Genomic DNA, 15,249 nt, shown 5'->3' on the forward strand with positions numbered 1-15,249 from the left:
CGAGGCCGCCGTGACCCGCGCCGAATGGCCCGCAAGGATGCAGCGCCTGCGCCACGGCCCGCTGGTCGATGCCGCGCCTCAGGTGGAGCTTTGGCTCGACGGTGGGCACAACCCGGCGGGGGGCGAGGCGGTGGCGGCAACGCTGGCCCGGATGCCCGCGCGCGAGACGCATCTGATCTGCGGCATGCTGAACACCAAGGACGTGACCGGCTACATGCGCCCGCTTGCGCCGCATGTGACGCGCCTGCACGCGGTGTCGATCCCGGGCGAGAAGAACACCCTGCCCGCCGAGGCCACCTGCGACGCCGCGCGCACAGCGGGGATCGACGCAGTGACGGCAGCTTCGGTCGCCGAGGCGCTGGCCGGGATCGCCGCGACCGCTCCACAAGCGCGGGTGCTGATCTGCGGCTCGCTCTATCTGGCCGGGACGGTGCTGCGCGAGAACGGGTGATACAAAATCCTTCGAAGGATTATGCAAATCTTTTCGAAAAGATTTGAACCCGGCGTCAGCCTTCTGCGCCATACCGCGCGAGGAACATGTCCACCGCGCCATGCACGCTGCGGTGGGTCATCGCGGGGGTGATCGTCTCGGCCATGCCGAAGATCAGCTTCTCGTGGATCGTCGCTTTGCAGAGCTGCGCGAACTGGTCGGCGGCTAGGTCCAGGTCGTCGATCCGGAGTTGCCCGCTCTGCACATAGCAGCTCAGGTGATGCACCAGCCGCTGATGGATCAGCCCCGGCCCGAAGTCGTAGAACTGGCGGCCAAGGCCGGGGAAACGCTCTCCCTCGCCCACGACGATGCGGAACATGCGCTGGCCGAAATCCGACAGCTGGAAGGCCACGATCCGCTCCGCCGCGATGGTCAGCGCCGCCCGCACTGGAACGTCGCCCTCGACCATCGCCTCAGCGGCCTCGGTCTGGCGGTGGCATTCGCGACGCGCGACTTCCAGGAACAGCAGCTGCTTGTCGGGGAAATAGGCGTAGATCGTCGCCTTCGACACTCCGGCCTCGCGCGCGATGTCGTCGACCGAGGCGCGCTCGAAGCCGTCGCGCATGAAGATCTTGTGCGCGCCTTCCAGCACCTGGTCGAACTTCCGGCCGCGCCGGACCCCGTGATCGTGAATGACGTTCATCGGCCCCCCTGACAGGGACCATAGATCATCCCGGTCCGGCGCGGCAAGCGAGCCGGTCACTTCGCCAGTTGGCAGGTGGCGATCGGCGCGTCGCAGCCCTTGGTCGAGGGCGTCACCGTTTCGGTCGGGAAGGTCAGCGTCGGCAGCAGCGTCCCCAGCGTGTCGGCCGCGACCGGGGCGGCGAGGGCAAGCGTGGCGGCAAGGGCAAGGGCGAAGCGGGTCATCTCAATCTCCTATCTGAACTGGTTAGTTCAGAAGTGTGTCTAAACTGGTGAGTTCAGAATCGCAAGCGCAAAATGAACTCGTCAGTTCAAAAAATGCCGTTGTGCCCGCGCCGGGTCGCGATAGATTAGAATCGTTCCAAACTAGGTGTTGCCGTGCTGTCTGCCCTGACCTTCCGTCGCCGCTTTTCCGATCTCTCCGAGCAGGAAATCCTGGCCCTCGCGATCTCGTCCGAAGAGGACGACGCCCGCATCTACCGCAGCTTCGCCGAACGGCTGCGGACGGACTTCCCGGCCTCGGCGGCGGTGTTCGACGGCATGGCGGTCGAGGAGGACGGCCACCGCCAGCGACTGATCGACCTGCATCGCCAGCGCTTCGGCGAGGTGATCCCGCTGATCCGGCGTGAGCATGTCGCCGGCTTCTATGCCCGCCGCCCGGTCTGGCTGTCGCAGTCGCTGTCGCTGGAGACGATGCGCGGCGAGGCGGCGGCGATGGAAAGGACGGCGCATGATTTCTACCTGCGCGCTGCAGCCCGGACCCAGGATGCGACGACACGCAAGCTTCTGGGCGACCTTGCCGAAGCCGAGGCCGGGCACGAACGCCATGCGCAGGAACTGGAAGAAGCCCTGCTTTCCCCCGACGCGCGCGAGGCGGAAGACCAGACGGCGAAGCGGCAGTTCATCCTGACCTGGGTGCAGCCGGGGCTTGCCGGACTGATGGACGGTTCGGTGTCGACGCTTGCCCCGATCTTCGCCACCGCCTTCGCCACCCACGACACTTGGACCACCTTCCTTGTCGGCACGGCGGCATCGGTCGGCGCGGGGATCTCGATGGGCTTCACCGAGGCCGCGCATGACGACGGGGTGCTGTCGGGCCGGGGGTCGCCGATCAAGCGGGGCCTTGCCTCGGGGGTGATGACGGCGGTGGGCGGCCTCGGCCACGCGCTGCCCTATCTGATCCCGGATTTCTGGACCGCGACGACCATCGCGATGATCGTGGTCTTCATCGAGTTGTGGGCCATCGCCTGGATCCAGAACCGCTTCATGGAGACGCCTTTCCTGCGCGCGGCCTTGCAGGTCGTGGTCGGAGGTGCTTTGGTCTTCGCCGCCGGGGCATTGATCGGGGGCGGATGATGTATCGCAAGGGTGAAGTCAGCTACCAGGCGCTGCCGCTGCCCGACCGGGCGCACCTGGACGAGGCAGGGTCGCTTGCCGGGGCGCAGGACTTCCTTGCCTTCATGCGCAAGCGGCATTCGGTGCGCGACTATTCCACTCGTCCGGTGCCCGAAGCGGTGATCGCCGCCTGCATCCTGGCGGCGGGGACGGCGCCTTCGGGGGCGAACCACCAGCCCTGGCATTTCGTGGCAATCTCGGACCCGGCGATGAAGGCCCGCATCCGAGAGGGCGCGGAAGAGGAAGAGCGCGCCTTCTATGCCGGAGGCGCGGGGGACGAATGGCTCGCCGCGCTTGAGCCCATCGGAACGGGGGTGTCGAAGCCGCACCTGACCACTGCGCCCTGGCTGATCGTGGTCTTCGCGCAACGCTACGGCCTGACCGATGACGGCGCGCGCTACAAGAACTACTATGTGCCGGAAAGCGTGGGCATCGCGACGGGATTCCTGATCGCGGCGATCCACCATGCCGGGCTGGTCTGCCTGGAACACACCCCGAACCCGATGAAATTCCTGGGGCCGATGTGCGGGCGACCCGAGCATGAGAAGCCGGTGATGATCCTGCCGGTCGGCTATCCGGCCGAGGAAGCGACAGTCCCGGCGGTCGCCAAGCGGAAGAAGCCGCTGGACGAGATCATGAGCGTGTTCCGCGGCTGACTCCGGCCCGCGGGCCTGCCTGACGGTCCGGTTTCCGGACTACCCCAGTGCCGCAAAGCGCCGGGGCACGACGGGAGCGCGTTCGCCTTCGCCGATGGCGATGGCCGAGTTCGGTTCCGCCGCGGTTCTTCCAGCGTCAGCCGGTGCTTCCTGCTCGACCGCCGGCCGATCGCCGGTCCCCGGCAGGGGCAGAAGGACAGGCTCGGTCACCACCGTCGTCAGCCCGCGTGGCCGCGCCACGGCCAGCGATTGCCGGGGCGGCCGGTTCTGCCGTGGCCGGACCGAGGCATCGTTCACCTTGATCACGGTGAAGCTGATGTTGTCCTGGTCGGGATCGCCCAGCCGGGCCAGCTCTTCCAGCAGGCGCTCGGCAATCTCGGTCGAGCGGGTCTTGCGGTATTTCGCCAGCACCTTCTCGATCTGGGCGTTGGTCAGGAACTGCAACCCGTCCGACGAGCAGATCACGATGTCTCCCGCCTTCAACTCATGGGGCTGGGCCGGGCAGTCGATCTTGGCGATCTTCGACCCCATCAGCACTGACACCAGGCAGTTGCGGTCGGGATGGTTCACCGCCGCCTCGGCGTCCAGAAGCCCCGCCTGGACCATGAAGTCGATCTGCGGCGCCATCGAGTGGTCTTCGTTCAGCTGGCTCAACCTGCCGTTGCGGAACAGGAACAGCGGTGAATCGCCGATGGAAATCCACCAGAGCCGGTTCTCCACCAGCGCGGGTACCACCAGCGTCGCGCCCATCCCGTCGGTTTCGGGGTGGGTCTCGGCGTGATGGCGCAGGGTGTCGTTCGCCATGTTCGCCACGCCGCGCAGGATTTCCGGCGCCCGGGCCTCGAAGGCCTCGACATCGGCGTAGTGGAACTTCAGCTCGGAATAGACTTCGGTCAGGACCACTTTGGAAGCGACATCGCCGGCCGCATGCCCGCCCATCCCGTCCGCCAGCACCACGAACCCGGCCTCGGCGCCGACCGGGAAGTCTGCGGTGATCGCATCTTCCTGGTAGTCGCGCGCGCCCTGGCTGATACCCGAGGCGACGTCGTAGCGGGGCTCACGCGATCGCCATATCATGCCCGTCTCCTTCCGCCTCGTAGGTGGACCAGTTGAACGCGGGCGTGCAGAGGACTTTCAGGACCAGCGTCGTCTCGCCAATCTGGATTTCATCGCCGTCCCCGGCGGTTTCGGTGGACAAAAGCGGACGACCGTTCAGCCGCACCAGGTTCGACTTGCCGCCGTGGCCGACGTGGAACTGGTGGCTTGCCGGATCATAGGCAATCGCCGCGTGGTTCTGGCGCGAGATCGCCATGTCGCCGTAGTCCAGCGAAATCGTCTGGTCGGTGCCTCGACCGATCTGCGACACGCCCTGCGACAGCGCGAAGGACGCGCCCTTGCCCGGGCCGTCCTTCACCACCAGCCAACCGGCGGGGAACATCACATAGCCCTTGCCAGGCGTCGCTGGCACGGCCGGGATCGGCGCGCCGTCCGGCCCTTCGAACAGCGGCACCACCGAGGCCGGCTGCGCCTCGAAGCCAAGGACCCGGGTCTTGGTGCGGGTCGGACGGCGCGGCGCAGGTTCGGCCTGTACCGGGGCGGGCTCGGGCGCCGGCGCCTCATCTTCGATGTCCCAGATGCTGCGGGCAGCGGGGGCGATACCCTCGGGCAGCGACGCCTTGGCCTTGACCACGCGATGTGGCCGGGCGACCGGGGTGTCTGGCGCGGCGTCGGACTCGGGCTCGGGCGCAGGGGGCGGTGAGGCGGCGGCAAGCGCTTCACGCAAGCGCTTCACTTCCAGTTCCGCCAGCGCGGCCATCACGGGATCGGGCCCGGCCTCGACCGCACCGGCGGCATGGCCGGATTCGTCGGACTCGCCAAAGATAGAGCGAAGGAACTTCAAGGCTTTCTCTCCCCGTCTTCAGTGTTTCGGCGAATGCGGGCCTAGCCGGTCACCCCAAGCTGGAATTCCGCATTCATTGTACTTGCACCACGGCGAATACCAAAACTGTAAGTTGTCACGCCGTTCGTGAACTCTCGCGTGAGGATGTCCCGCAGGGCTGTCGCGGTGCCCAGTGTCTCGCCCGTGGGGGTGTAGACCAGAAGCACGTCGCCCACGGCCAGGCTACCCGCCGCGCCCGGCGGCACAGCCGAGACGGTCGTTTCGGTCCCGGTCGCAGTCTCGGCCATCTCGAAGGTCAGCCCGCCGGGCAGGCGCAGGATGTTCGTCACCAGGACCAGCCGGTCCTTGGCCTCGAGCGCAGCCGCAGCGGCAGCAGCCGGGGCCGCGTTTTCCGTGTCCCCGATATGAAGCAGGCCCGGCAGGGACAAGAGGCCGACCAGAAGCAGGACCGCAGCCGCCGAGGAAACCAGGAGGTCGCGCGACCCCTTGGCCGCCGGGGCAGGCGTTGCGGCCTCTTCAACCGGCGAGGCCGCCACAATTGGCGCCGGGCGGAACGGCGCGGGTGCAACCGGCGCCGCTTCGGGTTGCGAGGGTGCCCGGACCGTGACCGGAGGCAGATCGACCACGCCGTCCAGCATCGCGCGCCATTCGGCGACCGATTGCAGCCGATCGCGCGGGAAGATCTCCATCGCCTTGTCGATGGCCAGCAGGAACTCGCGCGGGTAGGCGCGGAACCGCCCTGCCAACGGTCGCAGCGGGTCACCCTCGCGCCCGGCGATCGAGGACAGACGCTCCTGCGAGGTTTTCGGCGTCTCGCCGGTGATCAGGTGATAGAAGCTGGCGGCCAGCGCATAGAGGTCGCTGTACGGGGCCTGCTTGCTGCCGTGGACGTAGAATTCCTGCGGCGAATAGCCGTCCTTGACCACCCGCAGGCCGGACACCGCCCGGCTTTTCCGCGTCACCTCTTTCCGCGAGGCGCCGAAGTCGATCAGGATCGGCCGGCCGGTCGTCTTGTCGAGCAGGATGTTGTCGGGCGAGATGTCGCGGTGCAACAGGCCCTGGCCATGCACATGGTCCAGCGCATCCAGCATCGTGGTCAGGTGCGCGATGATTTCTTTCGGGGTCAGCGGACGGGCGCTGCCTTCCACGGTCTGCAGAAGGTCGGGGCCGTCGATATAGTCCATCGCCATGTAGGCGGTCTCGTTGTCCTCGAAGACATGGTGGACCTTGACGATGTTCGGGTGGTCAAGCTTCGACAGCGTCACGGCTTCCTGCATGAAGCTGCGGACCGCAGCCTCGAACCCGTCCTGCTGCTGGCGGGACCGGGCGCCGACGGTCGTGCCGACCCGGCGGCAGAAGGCCGAGGGATAGCATTCCTTGATCACGACCCGGCGATCCAGTGAATCGCGCGCCAGGTAGACGATGCCGAAGCCGCCGCTGTTCAGGAAAGATTCGATGGTGAACTGTCCGAAGAGCAGTCGCGAGCCCGGCGGAAGCTCGTCGTTGTTTCCGAGGTCGATGTTGTCGATCTTGCGCGCGGCAGCAGTCATTACGATACCCATTCCAGCGTTTCTGCATGCCCCCATCAGAAGCGCGGTAATTCATCGTCTACCCAATGAGTTGGGCCAAAACGTGAAGCCATTTCGTTCCTTTTTCGCCACAATCCCGCAACCGGGGCGTGCGTCTGCCTTGGTTCGGCACGACCGAAAGCGCCTTGAATCCGCTGGATGTTGTGCATGGTCGCGGTGCCCGCACCAGAATGGCCCGATTCCGGCGCAACAATGCGACTTCTCGGCTTTGCCCAGCTTTTGCCACAACCTCCGGACGATCCGAGAGGCCCGGACCCGCCTGAATCCATCATGAAGCTTGCGCAGAGGGCCCGATTCCCCGGTCGCGGCCTTGCCCTTTCGACCGACGCGTGACACGACGAGGGCATGCTGGCGATCTTCCTGAAAACCCTGCCATTCTTTGCCCTGATCGGCACCGGCTACCTGGCCGGGCGCACGCGGTTCTTTTCGCAGGAGGCCACCGCCTACCTCACCCGCTTCGTCTTCTACTTCGCACTGTCCGCGATGCTCTTCGGCTTTGCCGCCAACCTGGATGTCGCGGCGATCTTCGACTGGCCCTTCGTCTTCGCCTATACGCTGGGCACCGGGCTGGTCTGGCTTCTGGTCGCGGCGGTGGCGTTGGGTCGTGGCACCAGCCGCGAGGAAGCGGTGTTCGAGGCGCATACCGGCGTCATCGGCAACGTCGGCTTCCTGGGCATCCCGATGCTCGCGCTGCTGCTCGGCCCGCAGTCGGTGGGGCCGGTGCTGCTGGTGCTTGCGGTCGACCTCATCGTCTTCTCCTCGATCCTGACGATGGCGATCACCGGGCTGCGCGCGGGCCGGGTCAGCGCGCAGACCTTCGGCATCCTCGCCAAGGGGCTGGCGGAGAATCCGATGATCGTCTCGGTCGTCCTGGGCATCGCCTGGGGCGCGACCGGATTGGCGCTGCCCGGCCCGGTGGCCGAGTTCATGACCATGCTCGGCGCGGCGGCCACCCCTTGCGCGCTCTTTGCCATCGGCGCCTCGCTGTCGGGCCGGTCGGCGGAACGGGTCGAGGTCGCGGCCTGGCTGGCATCGGCCAAGCTGGTCCTGCATCCGCTGTCGGTCGCCGGGGCCTGCTGGCTGTTCGGCGTCACCGGCTATGCGGCGGGGGTCATGATTGCCGCAGCCGCCTTGCCGGTGGCGGGCAACGTCTTCATCCTTGCGCAGCACTACCGCGTTGCGCCACAACGGGTTTCCACCGCGATCCTTTTGTCGACCGCCGCGTCGGTCCTGACCGTGACAGCCGTGATCGCGCTACTCAGCCAGGGAGGCTACATATGAAAACCGTCTCGGAGAACCGGGCCTTCGGCGGCGTCCAGGGCGTCTATTCCCATGCCTCGACGGCCTGTGCCTGCGACATGACCTTCGGCCTCTTCCTGCCGGAACAGGCCGAGGACGGGCCGGTGCCGCTGCTCTGGTTCCTCTCCGGCCTGACCTGCACGCATGAGAACGCGATGATCAAGGCGGGTGCCCAGCGGTGGGCGGCCGAAGCGGGGATCGCGCTTTGCTTCCCCGACACCTCGCCGCGCGGCGAGGGGGTGGCGAACGACGCCGACTTCGCCCTGGGACAAGGGGCCGGGTTCTACGTCAACGCCACGCAGAAGCCCTGGACCCCGCATTTCCGCATGTGGGACTATGTGACGGACGAGCTTCCCCGCCTGCTTTTCAATGCCTTCCCGCTGGCCGAGGAGGCGCAGGGGATCACCGGGCATTCGATGGGCGGGCACGGCGCGCTGACCATCGCGATGAGCTTCCCGGGGCGCTTCAAATCCGTCTCGGCTTTCGCCCCGATCTGCAACCCCACGGCAAGCGACTGGGGTCGTCCGCAGTTCTCGGCCTATCTGGGCGCCGACGAGTCCAGCTGGGCGGCGCATGATGCGACCCTGCTGATGCGGCGGCGGGGGTTCGACGGGCCGATGCTGATCGACCAGGGGACGTCGGACCAGTTCCTCGACAAGCTCCGCCCCGAGGCGCTGGCCGAAGCGATGGCCCAGGCGCGGCAGGGGGGGACCTTCCGGATGCAGAAGGGCTACGATCACAGCTATTTCTTCGTTTCGACCTTCATGGAGGACCATGTGTCGTTCCATGCGCAGGCCTTCCTGGGGTAGGGCTTGCGAGGCTGTCCACGGTGGACAGATTTTCAGGACGAATGAAATCAAGGGCTTGTCCGCGGGCATTCATGGACGATTAACCACACCGTCCCGGCAGCCTTGGCTGTTGTGCGGTGGCCCGTGTTGCGGGTAGCCTTCCCTCAAACGGAGGGGGTGACGCGATGCGCAACTTGGCTACGATTGTCCTGCTCGTGCTGGCCGCGATCCTGGGGTTCTACGCCTACCAGTCCAGCCAGAAGGGCAATGCCGCCCAGGCCGACCTTGTCGCCAAGACCGAGGCGGTCACGGCGCTGAAGGCGGAAAAGGCGAAGTTGACCGACGAGATGGCCAAGCTGAAAGCCGAGGGCGAAGCGGCGGCCAAGGCGGCCAGCGATGCGGCGGCGGCAGTCGAGACCGAGGCGAAGGGGCTTCTGGACAAGGTCACAGCGCTTGAGGCCGACAAGGCCAAGCTGACCGAGATGGCCGCGACGATGGAGGGCGAGCGGACCAGCCTGTCGGAGAAGGTGATGGCGCTGGAATCCGAAAAGGCGCAGCTGACCGACCAGATCACCGCGCTGACCGCCGAAAAGGCGGCGCTGACCGAACAGGCGGCAGCCCTTCAAGCGAAGGTGGATGAGCTGACGGCGGCGGCCGGCGCGACGACCAGCCCGTGACACCTGCCTGCCCGCGTCAAGCGATGTCGCGGGCAGGACAGACGGAACCGGGCGGCGCGGATCATCTGCCCGCATGGCCCGTTCCCCCGCCCTGACCGGCATCCTCTTCGCCATCGGCGGCACGCTGATCTTTTCGGTCAACGACGTCTCGATCAAGTTCCTGTCCGGCGGCTATGCGCTGCATCAGGTGATCCTGATCCGGGCCTTCGTGGCGATGGCCTTCATCCTGGTGGTGATCGGCCAGTCCGAGCGCGGCTTCGGCCAGCTGGCCACCAGCCGCCCCATCACGCATCTGGTGCGGGTCTGCATCGTGATGGTGTCGAACCTCACCTATTTCACCGGCCTTGCCGCGCTGCCCTTGGCCGATGCGGCGGCGGTGGCCTATGTCAGCCCGATCGTCATCACGCTTCTGTCCATCGTCTTCCTGGGCGAGAAGGTCGGCCCGCGGCGCTGGGCGGCGGTGATCGTGGGGATGCTGGGGGTGATCGTCATGCTGCGACCGGGGGCCGGGGTGATCCAGCCCGCCGCGCTGCTGGTGCTGATCTCGGCCGTGCTTTACGCCAGCGGCAACCTCCTCGCCCGGCACATGGGCGACACCGAAAGCGCGATGACGCTGGGCTTCTATGTGCAGGTGGGGTTCATCATCGTCAGCCTGTCGATGGGGCTTTGGGTCGGCGACGGGCATCTCGCGACGGACGACAAGCTCTGGGCCTTCCTGTTCCGGCCCTGGATCTGGCCGCCCCTGGCCGACTGGCCGGTGTTCCTGGCCACCGGGCTTGCGGTGGGGCTGGGCGGCATGATGGTGACGCAGGCCTATCGCACGACAGAGGCCGGGTTGATCGCGCCCTTCGAATATGTGGGGATGCCGCTGGCGATCCTCTGGGGGCTGGTGGTGTTCGGCACCTTCCCGGATGCGGTGTCCTGGGTGGGGATTGCGCTTATCTGCGGGTCGGGCCTTTATGTGATCTGGCGGGAAACCGTGCGGAAACGGGAAGACGATGCAGCCTGAGGCAGTGATCTTCGACATTGGCAACGTGCTGACCCGCTGGCAGCCCGAGGCCTTCTACGACCGGGTGCTGGGCGAGGAGCGGCGGCGCGCGCTGTTCGCGGCGGTCGACCTGCACGGGATGAACGCGCTGGTCGACGACGGGGCGCTCTTTCGCGAGACGATCTATGATTGGGCCGACCGCAACCCGGACTGGGCGCCGGAAATCCGTCTGTGGTACGACCGCTGGATCGAGCTGGCCTCGCCGCGCATCGAGGGCTCCATTGCTTTGTTGCGCGCGCTGCGCACAAAAGGCGTGCCGGTGTTCTGCCTGACCAACTTCGGCAGCTATTCCTATGAGGAGGCGCGGACCAAGCTGGATTTCCTGGGCGAGTTCGACCGGGAATATGTTTCGGGCCGCTTGCGGGTTTCCAAGCCCGATCCGCGCATCTATCAGGTTGTCGAAGACGACAGCGGCATCGCGCCGGACAGGCTTCTGTTCGCCGATGACCGGGCCGACAACATCACGGCTGCCGCCCGAAGGGGCTGGCGTACGCATCAGTTCGAAAGCTGGCAGGGCTGGGCCGAACGCCTGGTGGCCGAGGGGCTTTTGACGGCAAGGGAAGCAGGCCTATGACCGAGATCGTTCCGAAGGAAGCCGAGGCGCTTCTGTCCTGGCAGGGGCTGCTTCAGGCGTTCGAGGCCGGGCACAAGCTGCCTTTGTCGGACATCAAGGACATGTTCCTGTATCGCGGCCAGGACACGATCCTGGACCGGGGGGCCTGGATTGACGGGCTGGGCGCGCTGGTCAAGGTGGCGACGGTGTTTCCCGGCAATGCGGCGAAAGGCCTGCCCACGATCTACGGGGTGGTGAGCCTCTTCGACGACAAGACCGGCGACCTTTCCGCGCTGGTCGATTTCCATCTGGTGACGAAATGGAAGACGGCGGGGGACAGTCTCTTGTCCGCCTCGCGGCTGGCGCGGAAGGACGCGCGGGAGTTCCTGCTGGTCGGCGCAGGCGCCGTGGCGCGCAGCATGGTCGAGGCCTATTCCTCGGTCTTCCCGGAGGCCCGCTTCACCGTCTGGAGCCGGACGCGGGAAAGTGCGGCGGCGATGGGCTTGGCCGTGGCGGATGACCTGGAGGCGGCGGTCAGGAAGGCCGACGTGATCTGCTCGGCCACGATGGCGACCAGCCCGCTGATCAAGGGCGACTGGTTGCAGCCGGGCCAGCACATCGACCTGATCGGGGCCTACAAGCCCGGCATGCGCGAGGTGGACGACCGGGCGATGCAACGCGCGCGGGTCTTCGTCGACAGCCGGAAGACCACGATCCACCATATCGGCGAATTGATCGAGCCCATCGCCTCGGGTGCGATCACCGAGGCCGATGTGGTGGCCGATTTCTACGACGACCCGGCGCTTTATACCCGGCGGTCGGAGGACGAGATCACCATCGCCAAGAACGGCGGCGGCGCGCATCTGGACCTGATGACGGCCAGCTACATCGCCGACTGCTGGCGCAGGCGCTGATCAGGCCCGCGCCGGACGCCGCAGGATCAAGGCCAGCGGCATGGCAAGCAGCGTGACCCACATCATCAGGTAGAAGTCGTCGACGTAGGAGATCATCGCCGCCTGCACGTTCACCAGCCCGTCCAGCATTTGCAAGGTCGTCGCATTTCCGGTGACGGCGGACGGATAGGCCTGCACCACGACCGGATTGTAGGGCTGGATGAAGGCTCCCAGCTCGGCGTGGTTGATCTGGACGTTGCGCGCGAGCGCCGCCGTGACGATGGAAATCCCGATCGACGAGCCGATGTTCCTGACCAGGCTGAACAGGCTGGTCGCATCGGCGCGGAAGCGGGGCTCCAGCGTGGCGAAGGCGATGGTCGAGAGCGGCACGAAAACGAGGCCGAGGCCGAGGCCCTGCACGATACCGCTGCGGATGATCGGCCAGCTGTCCATCTGCGGGGTGAAGCCGGTCATTTCCCACAGCGACAGGGCTGTCAGCGAGAGGCCGGTCAGCACCAGCACGCGCGGGTCGACCACGCGCACCAGCCGTCCGACGAGCAGCATCGAGATCATCGTCCCCACCCCGCGCGGGGCCATGACCCAGCCGGTGGTGATCACCGGATAGCCCAGGATGCGCGACAGCATGGGGGGCAGAAGGGCAAGGCTGGCCAGAAGAATGATGCCGACGACGAAGATGAAGATCAGGCCGATGCGGAAGTTCTGGTCGCGGAACATCTGCGGGTCGAGGAAGGGATGGTCCTTCGTCAGGATATGGACGCAGAACATCCAGAAACCCGAAAGCGCCACCCCGAACTCGATCCAGATTTCGGCGGCGTTGAACCAGTCGACCTCGCCGCCCCGGTCGAGCATCAGTTGCAGCGACCCGATGGCCAGCGACAGAAGGCCGAAGCCGACCATGTCGAAGCTGCGTTTCTTGCGGGGCAGCTTGGGCAGGTAGGCCATGCAGCCCAGCAGCGCCAGCGCGCCCACCGGCAGGTTGATCAGGAAGACCCAGCGCCAGTTGTAGCTTTCGGTCAGCCAGCCGCCCAGCGTGGGGCCGATGATCGGGCCGACCATGATCCCGGCGCCCCACATCGCCATCGCCTGCCCGGCCTTCTCGCGCGGGTTGATGTCAAGGAGAAAGGTCTGCGACAAGGGCACGATGGCCGCGCCGAAGACGCCCTGCATCAGGCGGAAGGCGACCATTGAGGGCAGGCTCCAGGCGATGCCGCAGGCCAGCGAGCTGGCGACGAAGCCGACGATGGAAATCAGGAACAGCTCGCGCTTGCCCAGTCGGTCGGCCAGCCAGCCGGTGACAGGCGTCATGATCGCCGAGGCGACGATGTAGCTGGTCAACACCCAGGTGATCGTGTCCTGCGAGGCGCCGAGGTCGCCGGTCATCGAGGGCAGGGCGACGTTGGCGATGGTGGTGTCCAGCACCTGCATGATCGTCGCCGCCATGATCGACAGCGTGATCAGCCCGCGATGCTTGACCTCGATGGCCGGGGCCGATCCCGCCCCGGCAGGACCGGCGGGCACTGCTTCCGGGATGTCGGACATGGGCCGATCACTCCTTCGCGGCCAGCCGGGTATCGCCCGCGCCGGAGGTGTCGACCGTCACTTCCGCACTGAGGCCCGAGGCCAGCGCGGCCGCCCCTGCGGCATCGTCCAGCTTGATCCGCACCGGCACGCGCTGGGTGACCTTGACCCAGTTGCCGGTCGCGTTCTGGGCCGGAAGCAGCGAAAACTCCGCCCCGGTGCCCGCGCCGATCGCCTCGACCGTGCCGGTGAAGGCCTTGCCGGGGGCCGCGTCGAACACGACTTCGGCAGGCTGTCCCGGCGCCAGGTCGACCAGCTGGGTTTCCTTGAAGTTCGCCTCGACCCAGGCATCGCCGGTTTCGACCAGGGCAAAGACCGGCTGGCCCGCCGCCAGCATCACGCCTTCGTGGAACGAGGAGGCCTGATAGATCACGCCATCCGCAGGCGCGGTGACGCGGGTGACCGAGAGGTTGTAGCGGGCGCGGTCCAGTTCGGCCAGCGCGGCCCGGACCGCGGGGTGGTCATCGGTCGCGGCTTTCGGATCGCCGCCAAGCGCGGCGCGCGCGGTGTCGGCGGTCAGCCGCGCCACCTCGGCCTTTTCGCGGGCCTGCTGGCTGGCGTGGCGGGTCTGGTCCAGCGCGCTGGTCGAGGTCACGCCCTTGCCGGAGAGCGCCTCTTGCCGGGCCAGTTCGTCGGCCTGGTAGCTGGCATCGTCCGCGGCAAGCCTGGCCTGCGCCTCGGCCTGGGCGAGGGCGGATTTCAACTGCTCCACCTGCAGGCGCGCCGCGTTCACGGCGGCTTCGGCCTGGGCTACGGCCAGTTCATAGGGCTGCGGATCGACCTGGAACAGGAGATCCCCGGCCTTGACCGGCTGCAATTCGTGCAGGTTGACCGAGACGACGCGGCCGCCGACCGTCGGGGCGATGGAAATGCGCGCCTGGTGCAGATAGGCGTTCTCGGTGCTTTCCTGGGCCGCGCCGGTCAGCCACCAGCCGCCGACCCCCGCCACCAGAAGCAGCGGAACCGACAGCATGAGCATGGCCTTGCGCAACCGGCGAGCCGGTTTCGCCACAGGTTCCGGCGGAGCGGCAGGCGTGGGTGCGGAAGCTGCGGCCGGAACGGCGATTGCAGGTTCGGTGGGTGCGGTGCGGGCGTTCATGCGTGGGTCTCGATCTGGGAGGAGGGCAGGGTCGCATCAGGGGCAGCCTCTGCCGCGGCATCGGGGGCCTTCAGGTTTTCGCTGATCTTCTTCAGCGCGGTTTGCAGGACGCGCCGGTCGTCGTCGCTCAGTCCGGCCAGCGCCTCGTCATACAGCGCGGTCACGATCGCCTTCGCCTCGGGCGCGATCTGCCGCGCCTTTTCGGTCACCACCACGATCCGGGCGCGGCGGTCGTCGGGATGCGCCTCGCGGTGCAGCCAGCCACCCTGCTCCATCCGGTCGATCAGGCGCGAGACGCTGATCGGTTCCACTTCCAGAAGCGCGGCAAGCGCGGTCTGGGTCGAGGGCCCGCAATGCATGAGGTGCCCCAGAAGCCGCCACTGCGCAGCCGACAGCCCATGCGAGGCGGTGCGCTGTTCGAAGCGGCTCCAGATCTTGCGGGTGGCGTCCTGCAGCAGGGGCCCGAGTTTTTCGATGCGATAATTCATTGAGCGTGCTTACTATAAGCGTTGCTAGTATACAAGCGACGCGATCCGGCCCGACTGCATGGCTGACTTGCGCTCTGCGCATGGCATCTGTGCGCGACGGTCCCTTCCAAAGCCGCGGGCTTGCCGTCACACT

At 66.9% G+C, this 15,249-nt stretch carries 17 protein-coding genes; 9 read left to right on the forward strand and 8 right to left on the reverse strand.

The genetic code is table 11. The features are described 5' to 3' along the window. On the forward strand, positions 1–451 hold a 451-nt coding region (locus ACE3P6_RS07310; RefSeq protein WP_374393269.1), incomplete at its 5' end, for a glutamate ligase domain-containing protein. A gap of 55 nt (positions 452–506) precedes the next feature. Here ACE3P6_RS07310 and ACE3P6_RS07315 read toward each other — a convergent pair. Together ACE3P6_RS07315 and ACE3P6_RS07320 are read right to left on the reverse strand one after the other, a co-directional pair. Further along, the gene (locus tag ACE3P6_RS07315; protein ID WP_374393272.1) at positions 507–1,133 is read right to left on the reverse strand and encodes a TetR/AcrR family transcriptional regulator; all 627 of its coding nucleotides are present in this window, start codon (positions 1,131–1,133) and stop codon (positions 507–509) included. Between the two features lie 56 nt (positions 1,134–1,189). Continuing rightward, on the reverse strand, positions 1,190–1,357 hold the full coding sequence (locus tag ACE3P6_RS07320) for a hypothetical protein (protein ID WP_374393275.1): 168 nt from the start codon (positions 1,355–1,357) through the stop codon (positions 1,190–1,192). 153 nt (positions 1,358–1,510) lie between these two features. Between ACE3P6_RS07320 and mbfA the strand changes: the two genes are divergently transcribed. After that, positions 1,511–2,488, forward strand: coding sequence for an iron exporter MbfA (mbfA, locus tag ACE3P6_RS07325; RefSeq protein ID WP_374393277.1), 978 nt, complete (start codon positions 1,511–1,513; stop codon positions 2,486–2,488). Beyond that, positions 2,488–3,183 (forward strand): nitroreductase family protein, encoded by a 696-nt coding sequence (locus ACE3P6_RS07330; RefSeq protein ID WP_374393279.1) that lies wholly within the window; start codon positions 2,488–2,490, stop codon positions 3,181–3,183. The genes mbfA and ACE3P6_RS07330 overlap by 1 nt, the downstream gene beginning before the upstream one ends. A 39-nt stretch (positions 3,184–3,222) precedes the next feature. On the opposite strand, the gene ACE3P6_RS07335 is transcribed toward ACE3P6_RS07330, so the two are convergent. Genes ACE3P6_RS07335 through ACE3P6_RS07345 form a run of 3 tightly spaced genes read right to left on the reverse strand, consistent with a single transcriptional unit; the run spans position 3,223 to position 6,633 of the window. Then, a complete protein-coding gene (locus ACE3P6_RS07335; protein WP_374393281.1) occupies positions 3,223–4,260 on the reverse strand; it encodes a PP2C family serine/threonine-protein phosphatase in 1,038 nt (345 codons plus the stop codon). Beyond that, a complete protein-coding gene (locus tag ACE3P6_RS07340; RefSeq protein ID WP_374393283.1) occupies positions 4,241–5,083 on the reverse strand; it encodes an FHA domain-containing protein in 843 nt (280 codons plus the stop codon). Before ACE3P6_RS07340 ends, ACE3P6_RS07335 begins: the two co-directional genes overlap by 20 nt. A 41-nt stretch (positions 5,084–5,124) precedes the next feature. Next, on the reverse strand, positions 5,125–6,633 hold the full coding sequence (locus tag ACE3P6_RS07345) for a serine/threonine protein kinase (RefSeq protein ID WP_374393285.1): 1,509 nt from the start codon (positions 6,631–6,633) through the stop codon (positions 5,125–5,127). Positions 6,634–7,017: 384 nt separating this feature from the next. On the opposite strand from ACE3P6_RS07345, the gene ACE3P6_RS07350 reads away from it, so the two are divergent. The 6 genes from ACE3P6_RS07350 (at position 7,018) to ACE3P6_RS07375 (ending at position 11,951) form a co-directional block, all read left to right on the forward strand. Next, the gene (locus ACE3P6_RS07350; RefSeq protein WP_374393287.1) at positions 7,018–7,953 is read left to right on the forward strand and encodes an AEC family transporter; all 936 of its coding nucleotides are present in this window, start codon (positions 7,018–7,020) and stop codon (positions 7,951–7,953) included. Continuing rightward, on the forward strand, positions 7,950–8,780 hold the full coding sequence (fghA, locus tag ACE3P6_RS07355; RefSeq protein WP_374393289.1) for an S-formylglutathione hydrolase: 831 nt from the start codon (positions 7,950–7,952) through the stop codon (positions 8,778–8,780). Before ACE3P6_RS07350 ends, fghA begins: the two co-directional genes overlap by 4 nt. A 164-nt stretch (positions 8,781–8,944) precedes the next feature. Continuing rightward, positions 8,945–9,436, forward strand: coding sequence for a hypothetical protein (locus tag ACE3P6_RS07360; protein WP_374393290.1), 492 nt, complete (start codon positions 8,945–8,947; stop codon positions 9,434–9,436). 73 nt (positions 9,437–9,509) lie between these two features. Beyond that, a complete protein-coding gene (locus ACE3P6_RS07365; RefSeq protein WP_374393292.1) occupies positions 9,510–10,445 on the forward strand; it encodes a DMT family transporter in 936 nt (311 codons plus the stop codon). Continuing rightward, positions 10,435–11,058, forward strand: coding sequence for an HAD family hydrolase (locus tag ACE3P6_RS07370; protein WP_374393294.1), 624 nt, complete (start codon positions 10,435–10,437; stop codon positions 11,056–11,058). The genes ACE3P6_RS07365 and ACE3P6_RS07370 overlap by 11 nt, the downstream gene beginning before the upstream one ends. Then, on the forward strand, positions 11,055–11,951 hold the full coding sequence (locus ACE3P6_RS07375; RefSeq protein WP_374393297.1) for an ornithine cyclodeaminase family protein: 897 nt from the start codon (positions 11,055–11,057) through the stop codon (positions 11,949–11,951). The genes ACE3P6_RS07370 and ACE3P6_RS07375 overlap by 4 nt, the downstream gene beginning before the upstream one ends. Here the strand turns inward: ACE3P6_RS07375 and ACE3P6_RS07380 are convergent, their stop codons facing one another. Genes ACE3P6_RS07380 through ACE3P6_RS07390 form a run of 3 tightly spaced genes read right to left on the reverse strand, consistent with a single transcriptional unit; the run spans position 11,952 to position 15,116 of the window. Beyond that, a complete protein-coding gene (locus ACE3P6_RS07380) occupies positions 11,952–13,490 on the reverse strand; it encodes a DHA2 family efflux MFS transporter permease subunit (RefSeq protein WP_374393300.1) in 1,539 nt (512 codons plus the stop codon). It lies immediately after the preceding gene. A 7-nt stretch (positions 13,491–13,497) separates the two neighbouring features. Continuing rightward, the gene (locus ACE3P6_RS07385; RefSeq protein ID WP_374393302.1) at positions 13,498–14,628 is read right to left on the reverse strand and encodes an efflux RND transporter periplasmic adaptor subunit; all 1,131 of its coding nucleotides are present in this window, start codon (positions 14,626–14,628) and stop codon (positions 13,498–13,500) included. Next, positions 14,625–15,116 (reverse strand): MarR family winged helix-turn-helix transcriptional regulator, encoded by a 492-nt coding sequence (locus ACE3P6_RS07390; RefSeq protein WP_374371811.1) that lies wholly within the window; start codon positions 15,114–15,116, stop codon positions 14,625–14,627. Before ACE3P6_RS07390 ends, ACE3P6_RS07385 begins: the two co-directional genes overlap by 4 nt. Positions 15,117–15,249: the final 133 nt, after the last annotated feature.

The sequence above is a fragment of the Tabrizicola sp. genome, assembly GCF_041911175.1.
In the GTDB taxonomy this organism is placed as follows: domain Bacteria; phylum Pseudomonadota; class Alphaproteobacteria; order Rhodobacterales; family Rhodobacteraceae; genus Tabrizicola.